18 protein-coding genes are annotated in these 19,101 nt (G+C 65.6%); 9 read left to right on the top strand and 9 right to left on the bottom strand.

What is annotated here, in order from left to right; genetic code table 11:
• The 5 genes from AHIS1636_RS20185 to AHIS1636_RS20165 all read right to left on the bottom strand — a co-directional run.
• On the bottom strand, nt 1-1,508 hold a 1,508-nt coding region (locus AHIS1636_RS20185; protein ID WP_264797661.1), incomplete at its 3' end, for a thiamine pyrophosphate-binding protein.
• Between the two features lie 35 nt (nt 1,509-1,543).
• Nucleotides 1,544-2,923 (bottom strand): FAD-binding oxidoreductase, encoded by a 1,380-nt coding sequence (locus tag AHIS1636_RS20180; RefSeq protein WP_264797660.1) that lies wholly within the window; start codon nt 2,921-2,923, stop codon nt 1,544-1,546.
• Between the two features lie 23 nt (nt 2,924-2,946).
• On the bottom strand, nt 2,947-3,912 hold the full coding sequence (locus AHIS1636_RS20175; protein WP_373875892.1) for a formylglycine-generating enzyme family protein: 966 nt from the start codon (nt 3,910-3,912) through the stop codon (nt 2,947-2,949).
• A complete protein-coding gene (locus tag AHIS1636_RS20170) occupies nt 3,909-5,243 on the bottom strand; it encodes an MFS transporter (RefSeq protein WP_264797659.1) in 1,335 nt (444 codons plus the stop codon). The genes AHIS1636_RS20175 and AHIS1636_RS20170 overlap by 4 nt, the downstream gene beginning before the upstream one ends.
• Nucleotides 5,244-5,293: 50 nt before the next feature.
• Nucleotides 5,294-6,727 (bottom strand): sulfatase family protein, encoded by a 1,434-nt coding sequence (locus AHIS1636_RS20165; RefSeq protein WP_264797658.1) that lies wholly within the window; start codon nt 6,725-6,727, stop codon nt 5,294-5,296.
• Between the two features lie 102 nt (nt 6,728-6,829).
• On the opposite strand from AHIS1636_RS20165, the gene AHIS1636_RS20160 reads away from it, so the two are divergent.
• Nucleotides 6,830-7,708 (top strand): LysR family transcriptional regulator, encoded by an 879-nt coding sequence (locus AHIS1636_RS20160; protein ID WP_264797657.1) that lies wholly within the window; start codon nt 6,830-6,832, stop codon nt 7,706-7,708.
• Between the two features lie 104 nt (nt 7,709-7,812).
• Here the strand turns inward: AHIS1636_RS20160 and AHIS1636_RS20155 are convergent, their stop codons facing one another.
• Entirely contained in the window at nt 7,813-8,640 is an 828-nt protein-coding gene (locus tag AHIS1636_RS20155; RefSeq protein ID WP_264797656.1) for a phosphosulfolactate synthase, read from the bottom strand.
• A gap of 40 nt (nt 8,641-8,680) precedes the next feature.
• Complete coding sequence (locus tag AHIS1636_RS20150) at nt 8,681-9,559, bottom strand: MBL fold metallo-hydrolase (RefSeq protein WP_264797655.1); 879 nt, start codon at nt 9,557-9,559, stop codon at nt 8,681-8,683.
• A gap of 99 nt (nt 9,560-9,658) precedes the next feature.
• On the opposite strand from AHIS1636_RS20150, the gene AHIS1636_RS20145 reads away from it, so the two are divergent.
• Nucleotides 9,659-10,618, top strand: coding sequence for a LysR family transcriptional regulator (locus AHIS1636_RS20145; protein ID WP_264797654.1), 960 nt, complete (start codon nt 9,659-9,661; stop codon nt 10,616-10,618).
• 447 nt (nt 10,619-11,065) lie between these two features.
• Here AHIS1636_RS20145 and AHIS1636_RS20140 read toward each other — a convergent pair whose 3' ends face one another.
• Nucleotides 11,066-11,356 carry a hypothetical protein gene (locus AHIS1636_RS20140; RefSeq protein WP_264797653.1) on the bottom strand — a complete coding sequence of 97 codons (291 nt, stop codon included), beginning with the start codon at nt 11,354-11,356 and terminating at the stop codon, nt 11,066-11,068.
• 384 nt (nt 11,357-11,740) lie between these two features.
• Nucleotides 11,741-12,607, bottom strand: coding sequence for an IclR family transcriptional regulator (locus AHIS1636_RS20135; RefSeq protein WP_264797652.1), 867 nt, complete (start codon nt 12,605-12,607; stop codon nt 11,741-11,743).
• Nucleotides 12,608-12,772: 165 nt separating this feature from the next.
• On the opposite strand from AHIS1636_RS20135, the gene AHIS1636_RS20130 reads away from it, so the two are divergent.
• The 7 genes from AHIS1636_RS20130 to AHIS1636_RS20100 form a co-directional block, all read left to right on the top strand.
• Nucleotides 12,773-13,705, top strand: a complete 933-nt coding sequence (locus AHIS1636_RS20130; protein WP_264797651.1) for an ABC transporter substrate-binding protein — start codon at nt 12,773-12,775, stop codon at nt 13,703-13,705.
• A 10-nt stretch (nt 13,706-13,715) separates the two neighbouring features.
• Entirely contained in the window at nt 13,716-14,924 is a 1,209-nt protein-coding gene (locus AHIS1636_RS20125) for a cytochrome P450 (protein WP_264797650.1), read from the top strand.
• Nucleotides 14,925-14,947: 23 nt separating this feature from the next.
• Nucleotides 14,948-15,262, top strand: a complete 315-nt coding sequence (locus tag AHIS1636_RS20120; RefSeq protein ID WP_264797649.1) for a 2Fe-2S iron-sulfur cluster-binding protein — start codon at nt 14,948-14,950, stop codon at nt 15,260-15,262.
• 23 nt (nt 15,263-15,285) lie between these two features.
• Nucleotides 15,286-16,521 carry an NAD(P)/FAD-dependent oxidoreductase gene (locus AHIS1636_RS20115; RefSeq protein ID WP_264797648.1) on the top strand — a complete coding sequence of 412 codons (1,236 nt, stop codon included), beginning with the start codon at nt 15,286-15,288 and terminating at the stop codon, nt 16,519-16,521.
• Nucleotides 16,522-16,776: 255 nt separating this feature from the next.
• Nucleotides 16,777-17,640 carry an ABC transporter permease gene (locus AHIS1636_RS20110; RefSeq protein ID WP_264797646.1) on the top strand — a complete coding sequence of 288 codons (864 nt, stop codon included), beginning with the start codon at nt 16,777-16,779 and terminating at the stop codon, nt 17,638-17,640.
• Nucleotides 17,637-18,410, top strand: a complete 774-nt coding sequence (locus AHIS1636_RS20105) for an ABC transporter permease (RefSeq protein ID WP_264797645.1) — start codon at nt 17,637-17,639, stop codon at nt 18,408-18,410. The genes AHIS1636_RS20110 and AHIS1636_RS20105 overlap by 4 nt, the downstream gene beginning before the upstream one ends.
• A partial coding sequence (locus AHIS1636_RS20100; RefSeq protein WP_264797644.1) for an ABC transporter ATP-binding protein occupies nt 18,400-19,101 on the top strand: 702 nt, incomplete at its 3' end. The genes AHIS1636_RS20105 and AHIS1636_RS20100, both read left to right, overlap by 11 nt.

Genomic DNA, 19,101 nt, shown 5'->3' with positions numbered 1-19,101 from the left:
TCGATGAGCATTGCCTGGTCGTGAAGGCCCTTCGACGCGTATTGGTGGAGTTCGGCGCCGTAGGCGGAATCGTTGAGGACGATGACGATGCCGCGTTTGGTGGTGCGGAGGAAGGTTTCGAAGTCGGCGAGACCCATGAGGCCACCGCCGTCTCCGGTGATGAAGACGGTCGTGCGGTCGGGACGGGCGACGGAGACGCCGGGGGCCGAGCCGAAGCCGAGTCCGATGGACTGGTAAGCCGATCCGACGAGGACCATGGCGTGCGGGTCGGGGACGGTGAGGTACATGGGGGCCCAGCCCATGAAGTGTCCGCCGTCCATGGCGATGGTCCGGTCGGCGGGCAGGATGGTTTCCAATGCGGCGATCACGGCGCGCGGGTTGAGCCGGCCGTCGGGTCCGAATTCGGCAGGGTTTTCGATGGGCGCGGGGGAGCGGAAGAAGTCGGCCGCGACCTCGGGTGCCTTGGCCCGCCACGTCTTTCCGGGTTTGGTCGCGGGTATGCGCGGGGTGAGGTCTGCCAGGAACGGCAGGAGGTCGGCCCGGATGTGCTCGGCGACGTGGGGGTTGCCGTCGTCCGGGTCATTGTCAATGCGGATGATGCGGGTGTCGTCGGAGAAGAGGGTGCCGTAGCGCAGCTGGAACGGGTTGAGGCTGGCCCCGGCGGCCAGCACGAGGTCGGCCTGTTTGGCGATCCGGTGGCGGTGTTCGCGGGTGAAGCCGCCGGCGATGCCCAGGTCCCAGGGGCTTTCGAAGAGGTTGGCGGCCATTACGGAGGTCATGAACAGGGCGCCGAGCCGGTCGCCGATGGCGGTGAGGGCCGGTCCGGCACCGGCGAGCAGGGCGCCGCGGCCGCCGAGGATGAGGGGGCGTTTGGCGCCGGCGAGGAGCGCGGCCACGAGGTCGAGGTCTTCGCTACTGGCTGTGCGTGCCGATTTGTCCGGCAGCGGTTCGAGCGGGCGTTGCTCGGCCAGCGGGGCGGTCGCCAGGTCGTAGGGGATGGCCAGGATGACGGGCCGGAAGGTCTGCAGGGCGAGGTCGAAGGCGCGGTGGGTGAGGGCTGCCGCGTTGTGCGGGGTGGCGGTCAGCGTGGTGATGCGCAGGGCCTGGGCGGCCATGGTCTGGTCGACGTCGAAGGCTCTGGGGCCGGCGGCCGGGGCGTCTCCGGTGATCAGTACCAGCGGAATGCGGGCCAGTGCCGCTTCGGCCAGTGCGGTGTAGGTGTTGGTGAAGCCGGCGCCGTAGGTGGTGGTGGCTGCGGCGATGCCGCCGCCGGCGCGGTGGAAGGCATCGGCCATGGCGACGGTGGCTACTTCATGCCGGGCCGAAGTGTAGGGAAAGCAGGACTCGGTCAGGTGGCTGACCAGGTGGGCGTTTCCGTTGCCCATCAGCCCGAAGACATGGCCGGCGCGCGCCATGACGGTTTCGGCGATGGCGCCGGAGATGGTTGCTGGGGTACTCAGGGGCGCTGTGCCGGGGGCGGTGAGGAGACCGGGGGAGGAGGAAGTCATGGGTTTTTCCTTGCGTGTAAGTTTGCTCGCGGGGCTCAGGCGTGCGGGGGAAAGACTTTGCCGGGGTTGAGGATGTTGTGCGGGTCGAAGACCTGTTTGATGCGGCGCTGGATCTCGTACTGTTCGGGGCCGAGTTCGTCCTGCAGCCAGTCGCGTTTGAGCAGGCCGATGCCGTGTTCTCCGGTGAGGGTGCCGCCGAGATCGAGTGCGGTGGTGAACAGCTCGCCGGCGGCGGCCCAGATGGCGGAGGGCACTTCCGTTCCTTCAAAGACGAAGGTGGGGTGCAGGTTCCCGTCGCCGGCGTGGCAGGTCGTGGGGATGAGGACGTCGTACTTTTCCTCGAGGGACCGGATCACGGCGAACGCGTCGGTCATCCGGTCCCGGGGCACGGCGATGTCCTCGACCAGCATGGTACCCATGGCCTCCAGGGCGGGGAAGGCGCTGCGGCGGAAGTCGAGCAGGCGGCGCGTTTCGTCGGGGTCGGCGGTGATCTCGACGGTCCCGCCGGCGTTCCAGGCCACGTTGGCGATCTGCTGTGCGGTGTCTTCGGCGGCCGGTCCGTCGCATTGGATGAGCAGGTAGGCGCCCCGGCCGGAGAGGTCCTGCCCGGTGTAGCGGGCGACGCATTCGAGGGTACGCCGGTCCATCAGTTCCATGATCGCCGGCATGTGTCCGCGCCGGGTGACGGAGGAGGCAGCGGCCGCTGCTTCCTCCACCGTGTCGAAAAATGCGCCGATCGTGACCGTGCCGCCTTCGGTGAGGGGCAGAAGTTTGAGGGTGGCTTCCACGATGATGCCCATGGTTCCTTCGGACCCGATCATCAGCGCGCACAGGTCGTAGCCGGTGACGCCTTTGACGGTGCGGTGTCCGATGGAGAGCAGTGTGCCGTCGGCGAGGACGACTTTCAGGGCGAGGACTGCTTCCCGGGTGACCCCGTACTTGGCGCAGAGCAGCCCGCCGGCGTTCATGGCGATGTTCCCGCCGACGGTGGAGATGTCCTTGCTGGCCGGATCGGGTGCCCACCAGAGCCCGTAGTCGGCGAGTATTGCGTTGAGGCGGCCGTTGAGGATGCCGGGCTCGACGACGGCCAGCCGGTTCTCTTCCGAGATTTCCAAAATGCCGTCCATCTCGGCTAGGGAGAGGATGATTTCCCCGGGCCCGGCGATCGCACCGCCGGCCAGGCCGGTTCCGGCGCCGCGGGTGACCACGGGGATGCCTGCGGCTGAAGCGATCCGGCAGACGGTCTGGACGTCTTCGATGCTGCGGGCACGGACTGCGGCCAAGGGTGTTCCGGCAGAGCGGTGGCCGGAACGGTCGGCGGTGTAGGGGGCGAGCAGCGCGGGGTCGGCTTCCACTCGGCCGGGCAGGGCGGTGTGCAGGGCTTCGACGGTGTCGGTGAGCTGGTCGACGGGCATGGGTCCTCGAAAGTGTTTGAGTGTCAGGTCAGGGTGCGGGCGGTGCGGAAGCCGCAGTTGCCGCTGGCGGTGTCTTCCGGTGCGGAGCTGCGGGCCGCGACCCGGTAGCGGTTGCAGTAGGAGTCATGGCACAGGTAGGAACCGCCGCGCAGGCAGCGGCCCAGACCGAACGGCGGCCCCTGCGGGTCCGTGTCGGGCGAGAGCCGGTAGTACTTGGGGTGGAACCAGTCCTGGCACCATTCCCAGACATTGCCGGCCATATCGGACAGGCCGTACCCGTTGGGCGGGAAGGAAGCGACCGGGGCGGTACCGATGTGCCCGTCCTCGGCGGTGTTCCGGTCAGGGAAGCGGCCCTGCCAGATGTTGCAGCGGTGTTCGCCTTCCGGAGTGAGGTCATTGCCCCAGGCATAGCGCTGCCCGGTGAGGCCGCCGCGGGCGGCGTATTCCCATTCGGCTTCTGTAGGCAGCCGCCGTCCGGCCCACCGGCAGTAGGCCTGTGCATCGTTCCAGGAGACGTGGACGACGGGATGGTCGGGCTGATCGGACCAGTGTGAGTCGGGCCCGAACGGGTGGGCCCAGTCGGCGCCGCGGATGTTGAGCCACCATTGGGCCCCTGCTGAGGTGCCAAGGACGTCCTTCTGGTTGGCCCGGGCGAGCAGGTGGAAGACCGGGGAGGATGCGTGGCGTTCGGATTCGGTGCGGTACCCGGTGGCTGCGGTGAACGCGGCGAACTGCCGGTTGGTGACTGCCGTGACGTCGAGGGCGAACGCCGAGATCCGGACGGTGTGCACGGGCGTTTCCCCGTCGGCGGGGTACCCCTCGCCGAAGGCATCCCCCATCTCGAAGGCCCCGGCCGGGATGATGACTTCCTCGATCCCGTGGCCGCCCGGCCGGTCCGCCTCTGTCGGGGCGGCCGGACCGGTGGCGGGCTGCACCCCCGTCCCTGCCGTCGGGCGGGCGGGGGTGCAGCAGGAGCGTCCGGTGCTCACGATGCCTGGGTCTCCGCGATCTTAGGGTTCCGGGCCTCCGCGGAGGCGGAGCGGAAAGACCGCAGGAAGATCAGGGAAATGAGGGTGATGGCGCCGCCGAGGGCCAGGTAGAGGGCGACGGTCCAGGACTGTCCGCCGGAGAGTTCCATGAGCAGGCTGGCGATGAACGGGGCCAGGCCGCCGCCGAGGACGGCGCCGAGGGAGTAGCCGACGGAGACCCCGCTGTAGGCGACCTTGGTGGGGAAGAGTTCGACCAGGAACGCGGCCAGCGGACCGAACACGGCGGAGGCGCCGATGAACCCGATGACGAGGGCGGCGATGGCCAGCGGGGGCCGGGCGGAGTCGAAGAGGGCGAACATCGGGAACGGGTAGATCAGGATGAACAGGGCGCCGGCAACCATGACCTTCATGCGGCCGATGTTGTCCGAGAGCCGGGCGAAGAAGAGGATCGCGATGATCATGGCGACGGAACCGATCTGGGTTCCCTGGAGCATGAATTCGCGTTCGAAGCCCAGGTACTGGGTGCCGTAGGCCAGGGAGTAGCTGATCAGGACCCAGACGAACGCGTTGAAGCCTAGGTTCACGCCGATGGAAACCAGGACCAGGCGCCAGGACTTCCTGATGACTTCGATCATCGGTGCCTTGGCGTGGCCGTCGGCCTTTTTCAGTTTCGCGAATTCGGGGCTTTCGGTCACGGTGGCGCGGATGATCATGCCGACGCCGAGCAGGATGAAGCTGATCACGAACGGGACGCGCCAGCCCCAGGTGAGGAAGTTCTCTCCGGTGGCGGCGATGGTCGCCCCCATCACGCCGGCGGCGAGCAGGGTACCGCCGGGGCTGCCGAGGAAGGCCCAGCTGCCGTACCAGCCGCGGCGGTGTGCGGGGGCGTGCTCGACGGCCATGAGGACCGCGCCGCCCTGTTCACCGCCGTGGAAAATGCCCTGCAGCAGCCTCAGGGCCACGAGCATCACCGGTGCCCACAGTCCGACCTGCGCGTGGGTGGGGAGCAGGCCCATCAGGGTGGTGCACCCGCCGGCGCCCATGAGGGAGATGATCAGCAGCTGTTTGCGGCCGATCTTGTCGCCGTAGTGACCGAAGATCATCGCCCCGACGGGCCGGGCGAGGAACCCGACGCTTAAGGTGGCGAAGGAGAACACCACGCCGAGCGAGGGCGGGATGTCGGAGAAGAACACGGTGCTGAACACCAGGGCTGAGGCCACTCCGTAGATCTGGAAGTCGTAGGCCTCGATGGTGGTGCCCACCGCGGAGCCGACGGCCGCTTTGCGGACCATGCGCAGCTGCGCGGGAGAGGTGGGGGATGTCTGGGACATGTGCACGCCTTTGTGTGTGACGGGTAAAGGATGGTTGTCGTCCGGCTGCCTCAGGAGGCGTTGGCCGGGGAGTAGGCCATCAGCGGCCGTTTCAGGACGGCATCGATGCCGCCGTATGCTTCGACCCGGCGCCGCTGTTCGGTGCGGATCTGCTGATCGACCAGGTCGGGGTCGCAGATTTCCCGCATGGCGGCGCGGCACTCTTCAAGCGTCGGCGCGTACGACGGATCCGCTGCCAGGTCGTTTTCCTCCCAGGGATCGGTTTCGAGGTTGTAGAGCCGTTCGGCGAACCCGGTGTAGTGGACGTACTTCCAGGGGCCGCGGCGGATCATGAAGGAACCGGTGTGGGAGTTCGCCGAGTGGTATTCGCTGAACACCGTCCGCTCGCTGTCGGCCGGCTCTTTCGCGATGGCCAGCAGCGAACGTCCGGGCAGATCGGCATCCTCCGGCTGTGGTTCCAGGTTGAGTGCATCGATCACGGTAGGGAACACGTCGACCAGCGAAACGTTCGTACCGCACCGTCTGCCGGCCGGGATGCCGGGGCCGGCGAGGATGGCGGGGATCCTCACGGATCCTTCGCCCATCGTGCCCTTGAACCACAGGCCGTTGGTGCCCAGCAGCTCGCCGTGGTCCGAAACGTACAAAACAATCGTGTTCTCGGCCTGCCCGGTCGCCTCGAGAGCATCCAGCACGAGGCCCACCTGGGCGTCCATGAAGCTCACCAGCCCGTAGTAGGCCTGCACCGCCCGCAGCGTCTCCTCCCGGGTCAGCGGTTCATCCAGCCCGCAGCTGCGGCGGTAGATATCGACCGCGGGATGATTGTCCCACTCCAGCGGATCGTTCCGCCGGGGCATCGGCAGCGACTCGAGCGGATACAGGTCGAGGAATTCCTGAGGGACCGTGAACGGGTAATGCGGCGTGACGAAGGAGACCTTGCCCAGCCACGGCCCCTCCCCGGACGCCTTCTCGTGCAGCCACTCGACGGCCTCGGTGGCGACGGCGCGGTCGAACCTAATGTAATCGGAATCTCCGACTACGGTATCGACCACGGCTCCGCGCAGCTGGATGGCCGGCGGCTGCGCATCGCGCAGGGCATGGAACAGATCTCCCTGGCCGTCCCGGACGTGCAACGGCCGGCGCTGATCAGGGAAGCCGGTGTCATCCTCGGTCGACCGGTAATGGAGCTTGCCGATCGTCGTGGTCGGGATGCCCGCTTCTACAGCCCGGCGCCCCCAGCTCGGTGCTTCAGATCCCAGGTACGGGGAGGCATTGTCCGCGTTCCCTGTCTGATGTACGAACCTGCCGGTCGCCATCGATGCGCGGGAAGGTACGCAGATCGGGGAATTGCAGTAGGCGGCGTCAAAGATGGTGCCGCGCGCCGCCAAGGCGTCGAGATTGGGCGTCTGCGCAATGGCGCTGCCGTAGGCTCCGCAGGCATACGGGACATGCTGGTCCGACATCAGGATCAGAAGGTTGTGCGGCATGGTTCTCCTCGCTTGTGCTTGTGATCCACGCTACAGAAACGAGGGTATAGTTTCTAATGAGTTATTTTCATGGGGTCAATAGCTGATTTTTATGGAGGGGTGATGGAGCGCCGACAGCTCGAATACTTTCTCGCCGTGGTCGATACCGGAAATGTCTCTGCCGCTGCGTTGGAGCTGCACGTAACCCAGCCGACAATCTCGGTGGCGCTGCGGACCCTGGAGAAGGAACTCGGCGGGCAGCTCTTCAGCCGCTCACCGACCGGGCTCACCCTGACCGCGACCGGGCAGGCTCTTGTCGAACCGGCCCGGCAAGTGCTGCGCGACTTCAGCGTCGCCCACGAGCGGGTCAGGGACGTCCTCGGCCTCGCCGGCGGACACCTGGACATCGGCGCCGTGCCTGCGCTGGCCTCCGGCTGGCTCATGGACTTCATCGTCGCCTTCCGTAAAACCCATCCGGAAGTCGGGGTAAGGGTGCACGCGGAAATTGATGACGAAACCATCGCCGCACAAGTACGCAGCGGCCGGTACAACCTCGGGCTAACGGTCACCCAGCCCACGGTGCTGGGACTGGAAACCCGGTCCGTGGGCCACCAGACGCTGCAGGCCCTCATGCCGCCCGGAACCGCGGACAGGGGTGAACCGGTCGAGGTCACGGAACTGGCCGTCCTCGATTTCGTCTGCATGCATCGGGACCGCTCAATTTCCCGCCGCTGGTTCGAACAGGAGCTATCCCAAAGGAACCTGGCTCCTAGGGTTCGGATCGAACTCGGAACTCCTGATGGAATTCTTCCGCTGGTCGAAGCCGGTGCCGGCTTCGCCCTGTGGTGGACCCCCATGAGCGCACGCACCGGCGACTGCGTACTGAGACCCATCCGGCCGGAACTTCGCCGACCTATCATGCTCTCGCATCGCGAGGGAGTGCTCTCACCCGCCGCCGAGGCATTCCTGGACATCGTGGCCGCCTCCGACGCCAAGATTTGAGATTCCAAGGTCCTCAGGATCTGACCGAAGCGCCGTCGCCTGCCGTCAGGGCGGCTTTCCCGGGAGGAATGCCGCCCTGAGCCGAGGTCCGGGCCGGCCGGCTGTCAGTGCTCCTCGACGGTGAATCCGGCCCGGGCGTACGCTCCGTCGGGATGTGAGGTGTCTCCGGCGAAGCCGCGCCGCGCCAGTTCCGTCGTGTACAGCTCGTCCCACTCAATGTTGGCGAGGTTGACCTCCGTGCCCATCTCCCGCACCATCCAGGCCGTCATCTCGTGCTTGAAGTCACGGGTGATGCCGGGAAGGATCACGACGGGCAGTTCGTAGATAAGTCTGTCCGAATCGAATTCCGTGCGTAGCCTCATGAATAGGTCCCGGCGCGGAACGCGGTCGACGAAAAGCTCGGCCGCTTCAAGGAAGACCCAGTCGGCACCGGCTTCGAGGCAGTTGGCGACATCCGCTATGAACGTGTCGTCGTCCTGGACGGCGTGCTTCTTGCCGACTTCGCCGAAGACCTTCAGCCCCTGCGCCCGGGCGTGCGTAATGGCTTTGGCCTTATCCCGTGGCGTCAGGTCGAGCAGATTGTCGGAAACCTCGATGCCCGTGAAACCGACAGCCAGCACCTCGTCGACGAATTCCTCGTAGCGGCCACTCGAGAGCGCGAGCTCGGCGAAAAGGCCGCCGGGTGAGGTCGAGACGTCCTGCGCCGTGTAGAGGGCGAGCTTCTCGACGAGGACGTCCCGCGGGAGGAAGCGGGCGATTCCTGCGGCGATCTTGGCGAAATCGATGTAGTGCCCTGCGCTGTTCAGGGTGTCGGCCTGCCGATCGGTGCCCATCCCCCAATCGATCATCATGGAAAGACCGCTCCGGCGCGGCTTGTCCTGGCGCTCGGGCATATGAAAGGAGGAGAAAGCAGTGGTCATCGAGGGGGTCATTGGAACTCCTGTTAGTTGTGGTTGTGAGCCGGTGTTTGCATCAAATGGTCAGCTGGAGGCCTTCGTGGGCGAATGTCACAGGGCCGCTGAAGATCTCGGACGCGACGCTGACCGCGCGGGCAGCCGAGCCGGGCTCCGAGATGCTCTGGGTGGCGTGCACGAGGACGAGGCGCTTCACCCCGGCCTCGGCGGCCATAAGCGCAGCGTCCTCGGGGCCGCACATGTTGCCGACCATCCCGTCGGCCACGCACTCGTCTATCTGTTCGTCCCCGTCATGGTGGTCCCAGCAGCAGCACAGCATGACATCGGCACCCCATGCGAGCTCGGTAACTTCCGGGCAGCGGGCGGTATCACCGGTGATCACCACGCTTCCGGCGGGAGTCTCGATCCGATAGGCCAGAGATTCGTGGTACGGCTGCACATGCGCCGCCCGCGCGGCCGTGACCGTCCATTCCTTGCCCTCGACCCGGTCTCCGGGCACAAGGTCGCTCGCCTCCCAATCAGGCCAAGGACGTGGGAGGACGCCCCCGCGCATCTGGTAAACGCGCTGACTGGCCGGATGCTCGCTGCGGGCGACGATATCCCGCCGGAGCACGCCTTCACGACCGAAGAGCTCCTCGATGAACTCGGTTGTCGGCTGCGGGCCGTGCACCTGCAGGATGGGTGTTTCCGGCGTCTGATGGTCCCAGCGGACCATCACGAAACATGGCAGATCGATCATGTGGTCGTAATGGTGGTGGGTCAGGAAGACTGACGAGACGTCCGTGGGTGTGAAGCCCGCCCTGGCCAGCTTCTGTGTGGTGGCGGGCCCGCAGTCGAACAGGACCTTCTCGCTGCCTGCATCGATGAGGTAGCTGCTGCCGAAACGGTCGGGCCCGGGGAACGGCGTTCCCGAACCCAGGATATGAATCTTCGCCATAGGTAGCCTTCCAGCGTTGTCTCCATTAGGTAGATACCTCTATTAGCTGCCTCGAAGCAGGTTTGCGTCCACGACCGAAAACCTCCGATACTTATAGGCGTGGCCTATGATCTGAGTCAGGCGGGAGTCGACGCGCGCCTACTGGCATACTTCCTGGCAGTGGTGGACGCGGGAACTATCACCCGGGCAGCGAAGCAGTTGGGCATCGCGCAACCATCGCTCTCGCTCGCGGTTCGTGAGCTGGAGCGCCAGTTCGGCTCACCCGTGTTCGACCGGGTCGGACGCCGCCTTGTCCTGAATGAGACCGGGCATGCACTTGCTGCGGTCGCCCGCCAGATTGTCGGCGCGTTGGCCACTGCCCGCGCAACTGTAGATGCCCGCACAAGCCTGACGAGCGGAAAGATTCGGATCAGTGCACCGCCTTCGCTCACCGTCCATCCGTTGAACCCTGCTATTGAGGAGTTTTCCCACCGCTATCCTGGTGTGCGAGTCAGCGTATTGGCTCAGGCCGCCGAGTCCGTGCAAGATTTGGTCCTCGACGGCGAAATCGACATGGCTCTCGTCATAGAGGAGCCGGGCGTGGCTGAGTATCGCGGCCTGGTCGTGAGGGAAATCGGCCTGCACGAAAGCGTAGCCGTGCTTCCCCCGGACATGCCTGTCCCGCCAACAGGCCGCCTGACCAGGGCCTCGCTTGCATCCTTTCCCCTTATTGTGTCCGAACCCGGGACCCGCCTCCGGACTTTGGTGGATGAGATGGCCGCGGACGGGCTACCCGTGCGCATCGCTGCAGAAGTCGCCCACCGGGAAGCCACGATCCCACTTGTGGTCGATGGACTGGGTGCCGCTCTCCTGCCGTGGTCTATCGCCCGACTGGCAGGGCGGCTCGGTGCCACAGTTATAGGCGTTGACCCACCTATCATCAACCGGATGCTCCTGATCCACCGCCCGGAGCTGACACCCGCCGCCGCGGCCTTCGTCGACACAGCCTTCACTCACCGCGACAACGCGCTCGTGCCGGAACCATCGCCGAATGCGGAAGTCACAGACCCGCCCACCTGAAGCGGCCCGAACTCACATTCAGCCCGCACTCGCCTTTTATATCCGTGTTCTTCCACTCGTGCTCGATAACGCTTTGGCAAAGGAGACGAGGAAGAAAACTGGGGGCGGCGGCGACGCGTTTCACCGCTTGCTGTTCCGTGGCTCCGCGGGTGTTTGCAGCCACGTTCGAACAGCGAGATTGAGCTCTGGCGTATGGGTCGAGCATGGCAAGGGGAGTCAAGCCCGCCCCGCATGCTTTTGGACGTCTCGAGTGCGGCCAAGCTTCCGTAAGCGCCGTTATCGGCGTTGGTTTGACGTCCGGTCGTCGCACGTTGAGCCGGGTGACCTGCACGACGATCGCGATCGCGTCTGCCAATGCCCGTTACCCGTAGGTGGTGAGTTGCCCGCGCACTTGCGGATTACGCCCTTGCGGTTCCTAATCGCGGGGCAAGGAGGGAGCGCGGAGTTCTAGGTGATTGCGGGGGCATCCAAAGTGAATCCGCATTGGCACCGGTAAACGGGGACCGGTCGGTCGGGGTGTTCGGGCGGAACCGTGTCCGGTCTCAGGATCATCAGCGGTGCGGTAATCGGCAGGTCGGCGCCCGAGATCAGGGCCATGGGTTCTCCACAGTGGATGTGGTCGGTCACTGTCCGGGCCAGCGCGGCATCGATCGGCTGGTAGGCGGGGCAGGGGTCGGGTGCCGGCTTGCTTTCCCCCAGCGGGATCCGTGCCGGCGAAGGAACGGCGATCGCGGTCATGCCGCGGACTCCGCGGGGCTGAACTGGGACAGGCTGGTCGTGCTGTGCATTGGCCACTCCTTACCGCGGGCCGGCTCCCTTGCCGGCAACACCGACTTAGTCTAGAGCGGTGCTGCGTCGAACGATAGGTTATAGCGCTGATGCCGTGCATGCCGTGGGGAGATCCCGAAGCACGCAGATGCCTGGACGTAACGGGGAATGAAGGCCATGCAGGGGAGCAGGCCCGGACCGGAGGAGCTCCGCCCTCGGCCCGCTTGAAGCCAACCAGCGGGAGGACAATACTGGTTGCATTCGACGGCTCCGCGGCGCCCTCCCGGGGCCGTCGATGCTTGCGATTACTGCCACATGTGCCGTTATCGGCAATTCCCCTTGAAGCATTGGCGCTTAGCGGCGGTCGGCCCGCGGGGCGCTGGGTAGGTACTGCATCGAATCCATGGAGGAATTAACCAGCATGCGATAGCGTCCTCCGGGTGTTGCCAGCGGGTCGTTCGCCGGAGCATAGGCGGTGTGCAGATCCCTGCTGATGGCCTGTGAGGCGCTCTTGAGCAGGTGCACGAACGGCGTCGTAACTGCATCGTCGTTCGGGACTACAACGCTGATGGCTGCAACGACGACGCCGTTGACGCCGCTGACCGGCACGGCGATACCGCGAGCATCCGGGTGAATGTAGCCGCTGGCGCATACGAATCCGTCCTGCCGGGTCTGCTGCAAGACGGCCCGCAGTGCATCTGGGTCCTGGATGGTGCCTGGGGTGTAGCGGAACAATCCGCTGGAGAGTACCTCTTCCTGCACCTGAGGCTCGGCATGGGCCAGCAGTACCAGTCCGCTGCTGGAGGCGTGCAGCGGCAGTCTGCCGCCGACCAGAGTTACGTTGACTACGGCTTCGCGTGCGGAGAGGCGCTCGAGAAACAATACTTCCCGGCCTTGCAGGATGCCGAGTTGGGTGTGCTGGCGGATTCTGGCCTGTACGGCCTGCAGGTGGGGCATGGCGATTTCCCGCAGTCCCAGTGCGCCGGGGGTGCGGCAGGCGATCTCCCATAGTCGGACGCCGAGCCGGTATGTCTTATCCGGCTGGCGTTCGAGCAGGCCGAATTCTTCCATCTCGGCCACCAGCCGGTGAGTGGTGGCAAGCGGCAGTCCGCTGCGGGTGGACAGCTGGGAGATGGACAGGAAAACGGCGTCGATGTCGAAAGCGGCGAAAATCTGCATGATCCGGCTCAGCGAGGAGCGTCCGGCCGAGGACTTTGCCACAACTTTTTCCTTTCAAAAGAAAACCTGCTAGCCCCTAGATTGTGACATACCCCATAGTGCTGTGTGTGCCGGCAATCGGCCGGAGAAACGACTTGGGGCGACGGCGCCCCACCGGGGAGGACAACGATGATTCGACGGGGAAAAACCACCGCAGCAGCTGGCATCATGGCGCTCTCGGCCCTTGCCTTGACCGCCTGCGGCGGGGGGAGCACGGCAGCCGGACCGGACGCCGCCGCATCCGGCGGGACAGGCGAAACGGTCCAGGTGGGTTATTTCCCGCTGGTCCATACCGCAACGGCGGTCAATGCCGGGGAAACCGGCATCTTTGAGGATCACGGCCTGGATGTTGAGCTGGTGCCGACCCAGGGTGGGGCCGCGGCGATTCCGGCCCTGGTCTCCGGGAACGTGGACCTGACCTATGCCAATTACACCTCAGCCCTGCTGGCCTTGGAGAAGGGCCTGCCCATCCGCTTCGTGGCCGGCAACGATGTCGGCCGGCACGACCATGGCATCTTCGTGGCCAAGGGATCGGACATCAAGACCGTCGCGGATTTGAAGGGCAAGACGTTCGCGGTGAACAATCTGCAGAACATCGGCACCGTGGCGATTAACGCGCTGCTGGAAGAAGCCGGTCTCACCCCTGCGGACGTGAAGCTGGTGGAAATGCCTTACCCGGATATGCAGGCTGCTCTGGAACGGGGCGCCGTGGACGCGATCTGGCAGGTGGAACCCTTCCAGGCCAGTGCGAAGGCGGCCGGGTTGGTCAAAATCGGTGACTTGTTTACCGGCCCGGTGGCAGACATGCCGGTGGCCGGCTGGATCACCACCGAGCAGTTCGCCAAGGAGAACCCCGAGGCTATCGAGGCCTTCCAGGCATCCATCACCGAATCCGCCACACAACTGCAGGACAACCGGGACCGGCTGGTTGAGCTGGTGCCGACTTATACCAAGGTGGGCGCCGACGTCGTCAAGCAGGCCGAAATGCCGCAGTTCGACGGCGAACTCGACACTGCTTCCCTGCAGAAGACCGCCGATTTGATGAAGAAGTACGGAATCACCGGCGCCGACCTCGACGTTGCGTCCGCGCTGGCCAAGTAGGAGCATAACGATGACTGCACAACCTGTCACTGCCGCGGTGCCGGAACTGGACCTGGATCCGTTCAGCGACGAATTCCTCACTGATCCGTGGTCGGCGCATGAGCTGATGCGCGAGGCCGGTCCGGTGTTCCGCCTGCAACGCTACGGGGTCTACGGGGTGGCACGCTTTGACGAGGTCGCCCGGGTGCTGGCCGACCACGAAACCTATGTCTCCTCCCGCGGCGTCGGTCTCTCCGACTTTGCCACGGAGAAGCCGTGGCGTCCGCCGAGCCTGCTGCTCGAGGCCGATCCGCCGCACCATACCAAGGCCCGTCACGTGGTCACCGGGATCCTCACGCCGAACTTACTGCGGTCGCTCAAGGAGGGTTTCCAGGAGAGGGCAGACGAGCTGGTGGCCCGGGTCGCTGCACGCGGCGGCGTCATTGACGGTGTCACGGATCTGGCCGAGGCCTTCCCTCTGCAGGTGTTTCCCGATTTCGTTGGCCTGCCAGAGGACGGTAGGGAGAACCTGCTGCCGTACGGGTCGATGGTGTTCAACACCTTCGGTCCGCGCAACCGGCACTTTGAACGTGCTCTCGAACGCGGGGCGAAGGCTCAGGAATGGATCATGGAGCAGTGTCAGCCCGGCGTGCCGGTGCCGGGCGGGCTGGGCGAGAAGATCCATACCGCCGCTGCCGAGGCAGGCTACGGCCCGGATGAGCAGGCCCGGCTGCTGCGCTCCTTCCTCTCCGCCGGAGTCGATACCACTGTCCACGGCATCGGCAACGCGCTGCAGTGCCTGGCCGCCAATCCCGAGCAGTTTGCAGCGCTCAGCGGGGACCCGTCGCTTGCCCGGTCGGCGTTCGAGGAAACCGTACGGTTCTCCTCGCCCGTGCAGACGTTCTTCCGTACCACCAGCAGGGAAACCGAACTTTCCGGCGTCGCGCTTCCGGAGGGATCCAAAGTCCTGATGTTCCTCGCCGCGGCAAACCGCGATCCGCGCCGGTGGGAGAAGCCGAACGAGTTCGACATCCGGCGGAAGGCCGCGGGCCACGTAGGTTTCGGTTTCGGTGTCCATGCCTGCCTGGGACAGATGCTGGCCCGGCTGGAAGGTGAATGCTTCCTGACCGCACTGGCCCGGCATGTGGCTTCCATCGAACCGGCCGGCGAGCCGGTGCAACAGCTGAACAACACCCTGCGCGGGCTGGACAGCCTGCCCCTGCGGCTGACCGCCGCCTGAGCAACACCGAGAGGACCACCCAAATGCCCAAAGTCACCTTCATCCAGCCGGACGGCATGGAAACCGTGCTCGAGACCGACACCGGCACCAGCGTGATGCGCACGGCCGTGTCCCGCGGTGTCCCGGGCATCGTGGCTGAATGCGGCGGCTCCGCCATGTGCGCTACCTGCCACGTCTACGTCGAAGAGCCCTACCTGGACGGACTCCCGGAAATCAGCGACGTGGAGGACGAGATGCTGGACTGCACTTCCTCCGAACGATGCCCCAACAGCCGGCTCTCCTGCCAGCTTAAGGTCGCATCGGACATCGCGGTCCGGCTTCCGGAAACCCAGGTTTAAGCATGGCAGCGGACCTGGGGACTTTGATCATTGGCGCCTGCCAGTCGGGTGTGCAGGTCGCGACCAGCCTGCGCGAGTTCGGCGACACCTCTCCCATCACCCTGGTGGGGGAGGAACCGCACGCACCGTACCAGCGACCGCCGCTGTCCAAGGAACTGCACGGCGGAACCGTGAAGACATCGGACTTGGCCTTCCGCACGCCCGATTGGTATCAGCGCCAGGACATCTCGCTGGTCACCGGGGAGCGGATCGTGCATCTCGAACGGAACCACGACGGCGGTGTTGCGACGTCGTCGAACGGTCGGCAGTTCCGTTTCTCCCGCCTGGCCTTGACCACCGGCGCAGCAGTGCGGCGGCTGCCGCTGGAGGGATCGGAACTGGGCGGTGTGCACTATCTGCGGGACGCCTCCGATGCCGCGAAACTGGCTGCCGATCTAGCAGTTGCCCGGGACGTCGTGGTGATAGGCGGCGGTTTCATCGGACTGGAAGTAGCAGCCGGTGCCCGGGCCTCCGGGAAGCGGGTCACAGTGCTGGAAGCGGCACCGCGGCTGGTTGGCCGCGCGGTCGCCGAAGGGACCAGCGAGTACTTTCGTGCTGCACACCAGCGCCGCGGCACCCAAATTATGCTGAACGCCAGGATCAGCCGACTGACCGGCACCGGCGGCAAGGTGACAGAAGTCGAATTGGCCGGTGGCACCCGGGTCCCCGCCGACGTCGTGCTGATCGGCGTCGGAGTGGTTCCCCGCACGGAACTGGCAGAACAGCTGGGACTGGCCGTGGATAACGGAATCCTAGTGGATGAATCCGGTTTATGCTCCGACGGCATGACGATTGCAGCCGGAGACTGCGCGAACCTGCCCAACCCATACGTGCGCGGTGACGGGGGCAGACTGCGCCTGGAGTCCGTGCCCCATGCGATGGAACACGCGAAGATCGCTGCAGCAGCGCTGCTTGGCCGCCGCGAACCGTACCAGATGGTGCCTTGGTTCTGGTCTGACCAGTCGGACATCAAGTTGCAGATCGCGGGGCTTTCCGCCGGTTTCGATCAGACCGTACAGCGCGGAGACCCCGACAGCGACAAGTTCGCCCTGCTGTATTACCGGAATGGCAGGATCATCGCCGCGGACTGTGTGAACTCTCCCGCCGACTTCATGGCCGTGCGGAACGCCTTGGCCAATGGCCTGGACATCCCGTCCGACGCCGCTGCCCAACCCGGGACCCGGTTGAAGGAATTGATCGTCGAAGCTGCGGCCGCATAAGTAAACGGGCGGGGAGTTACCTGAGGGGACTGCCGGGCTATTTCACGGCCAACATCCCGTCCCCAACCATCCATTCGCAGACATTTCACGCCTTGCCGCGGCATTTTCAGAAGGAGTCAGCTTGTTCGAGCATTCCGTGCAGCCCCCTGCCCTCTCAGGCCTGGCATCCCGGGTCGGGGGAGCAGGCATCAAACGAATTTTCCGGGACTTCGCAGATCCGGGTGCAGCCCGATGAAACAGTTGGAGAAACCGGACATGGTTTACACCGATCTATTGAACGATGCCGTACCTGTCGGTACCGTCGCAGCCCAATCTGAAGCGGTCAAGCGTCGCAGGTCTGCGCGACGGGTGCCATCCCGGCAGTTCCTGGGGCTGGCGGGCATTCTGGGCTTTCTGCTGGTCTGGGAGCTGGTGCCGCGGGTTGGTTTGGTCGAGCCGCGGTTTTTGCCGCCGGCGTCCGAGGTGATTGGGGCGTTGGCCCGGGATTTCGGGTTGACGGCTTTCTGGGTCGCGGTGGGTGAGACGATGCTGGCCTGGCTGTTGGGTCTGGTGATCGCGATCGTGCTGGCGACGGTGCTGGGCTTCATTATCGGTTCGTCGTCGTTCCTGCGGAAGCTGACGAATTCCACGGTGGAGTTCCTGCGGCCGATCCCGTCGGTGGCGCTGATCCCTTTGGCGGTGCTGTTGTTCGGGGTGAAGATCGAGTCCACGCTGATGCTGGTGGTGTATGCCTCGTTCTGGCAGGTCTTCATCCAGGTGCTGTACGGGGTGGCGGACGTGGACAACGTGGCGATGAATACGGCCAGGTCGTACGGGTTGGGGCCGGTGGCGCGGGTGCGGTACGTGGTGTTCCCGACCGCGCTGCCGTACCTGATGACGGGTGTGCGGCTGGCCGCGTCGGTGGCGCTGATCCTGGCGATCACGGCCGAACTGGTGATCGGCTCGCCGGGCCTGGGCCGGGAGATCGCCCTGGCTCAGTCCGGCGGCGCGATCTCGGGCATGTATGCGCTGGTCCTGGCGACCGGCCTGATCGGGGTCGCTATCAATCTGGTGATGCGCTGGATCGAGCGCAAGACCCTGTCCTGGCATTCGTCCGTCCGTTCCGAGGTGATCGTATGAAAATTCTGAAGGGGTTCGGGTACGCGCTGGCGCTGCCGGTCATCCTGGTCGTGATCTGGTGGGCCGCGACCCTCGGGGAGACCAACTTCTTCGTGCCGACTCCCGGTGTGCTGGCGGAGAAGTTCGGCGAGACCTGGTTCGGGGAGCGGATCGTCTCCGACGTGCTGCCCAGCATCGCCCGGCTTTTCGGGGGCGTGGTCGCGGCGATCATCATCGGGATCGTGGGCGGGCTGTTGATCGGGTCGTTCAAGTGGCTGCGGGACCTGACCGAGCCGGTGCTGGAGTTTTTCCGGGCGATCCCGCCGCCGGTGCTGGTGCCGGTGTTGATGCTGCTGATGGGGATCACGGACGGCATGAAGGTCGTCGTGATCATCTCCGGCTGTGTCTGGCCGGTGCTGCTGAACACGATCGAGGGTGTCCGGGCGATCGATCCGGTGCTCTCCGACAGCGCCCACACTTACGGCATCGGCGGCTGGGCCCGGATCAAGTACCTGGTCCTGCCGTCCGCGGGTCCGCAGATCATGGCCGGGGTGCGGCAGTGCCTGTCGATCGGGCTGATCCTGATGGTCATCTCCGAAATGTTCGCCTCCTCGTCGGGGCTCGGCTTCACCATCGTGCAGTTCCAGCGCTCGTTCGCGATTCCGGAAATGTGGTCCGGCATCGTGGTGCTGGGCCTGATCGGTGTGGCCATGTCGTTCATTTTCCAATTCACCGAGCGCAAGATCCTGCGCTGGTACCACGGCCTGCGAGAGGTAGAAAATGCAGTCTGACACGACCCCGGCACCGGCCGGCAAGACCCTGCCCGCGAACGAGGCGATGCTCTCGGTCCGCGGCATGAAAAAGGTCTACAAGACCGACGGCGGCGACATTGAGGCCGTCCGCAACCTGACCTTCGACCTGCGCGCCGGCGAGCTGGCCTGCCTGGTCGGCCCGTCCGGGTCCGGCAAGACCACGCTGCTCAAATGCATCGCCGGCCTGATGGCCCCGACCGAGGGCGAGGTGCTGCTCAACGGCACCCGGGTCGTCGGGCCGCCGAAGAAGATGGCCGTGGTGTTCCAGGAATACGGCCGCTCGCTCTTCCCCTGGATGCGGGTCCGCGAGAACGTCGAACTGCCCTTGAAGAACCAGGGCGTGCCCAAGGCCGAACGCGACCGGCTGGTCGACGACGCGCTGGAAGCCGTGGGCCTGGCGCACGTGCCGCAGTCCTACCCGTGGCAGCTCTCCGGCGGCATGCAGCAGCGGGTCGCGATCGCCCGGGCCGTGGCCTACCAGCCCGAGGTCCTGCTGATGGACGAACCGTTCGCCGCGGTCGACGCGCAGACCCGCGCCGACCTCGAGGACCTGATCCGCACCGTCTGGCGCAAGCTCGGCGTGACCGTCCTGTTCGTTACCCACGACATCGATGAGTCCGTCTACCTCGGCCAGCGCGTCATCATCCTCTCCTCCTCGCCCACCGTCATC

The organism is Arthrobacter mangrovi (genome assembly GCF_026011795.1).
GTDB lineage: Bacteria > Actinomycetota > Actinomycetes > Actinomycetales > Micrococcaceae > Crystallibacter > Crystallibacter mangrovi.
The sequence above is the reverse complement of the archived record's forward strand: the minus strand, read 5'-3'. Positions and strand labels throughout refer to the sequence as shown.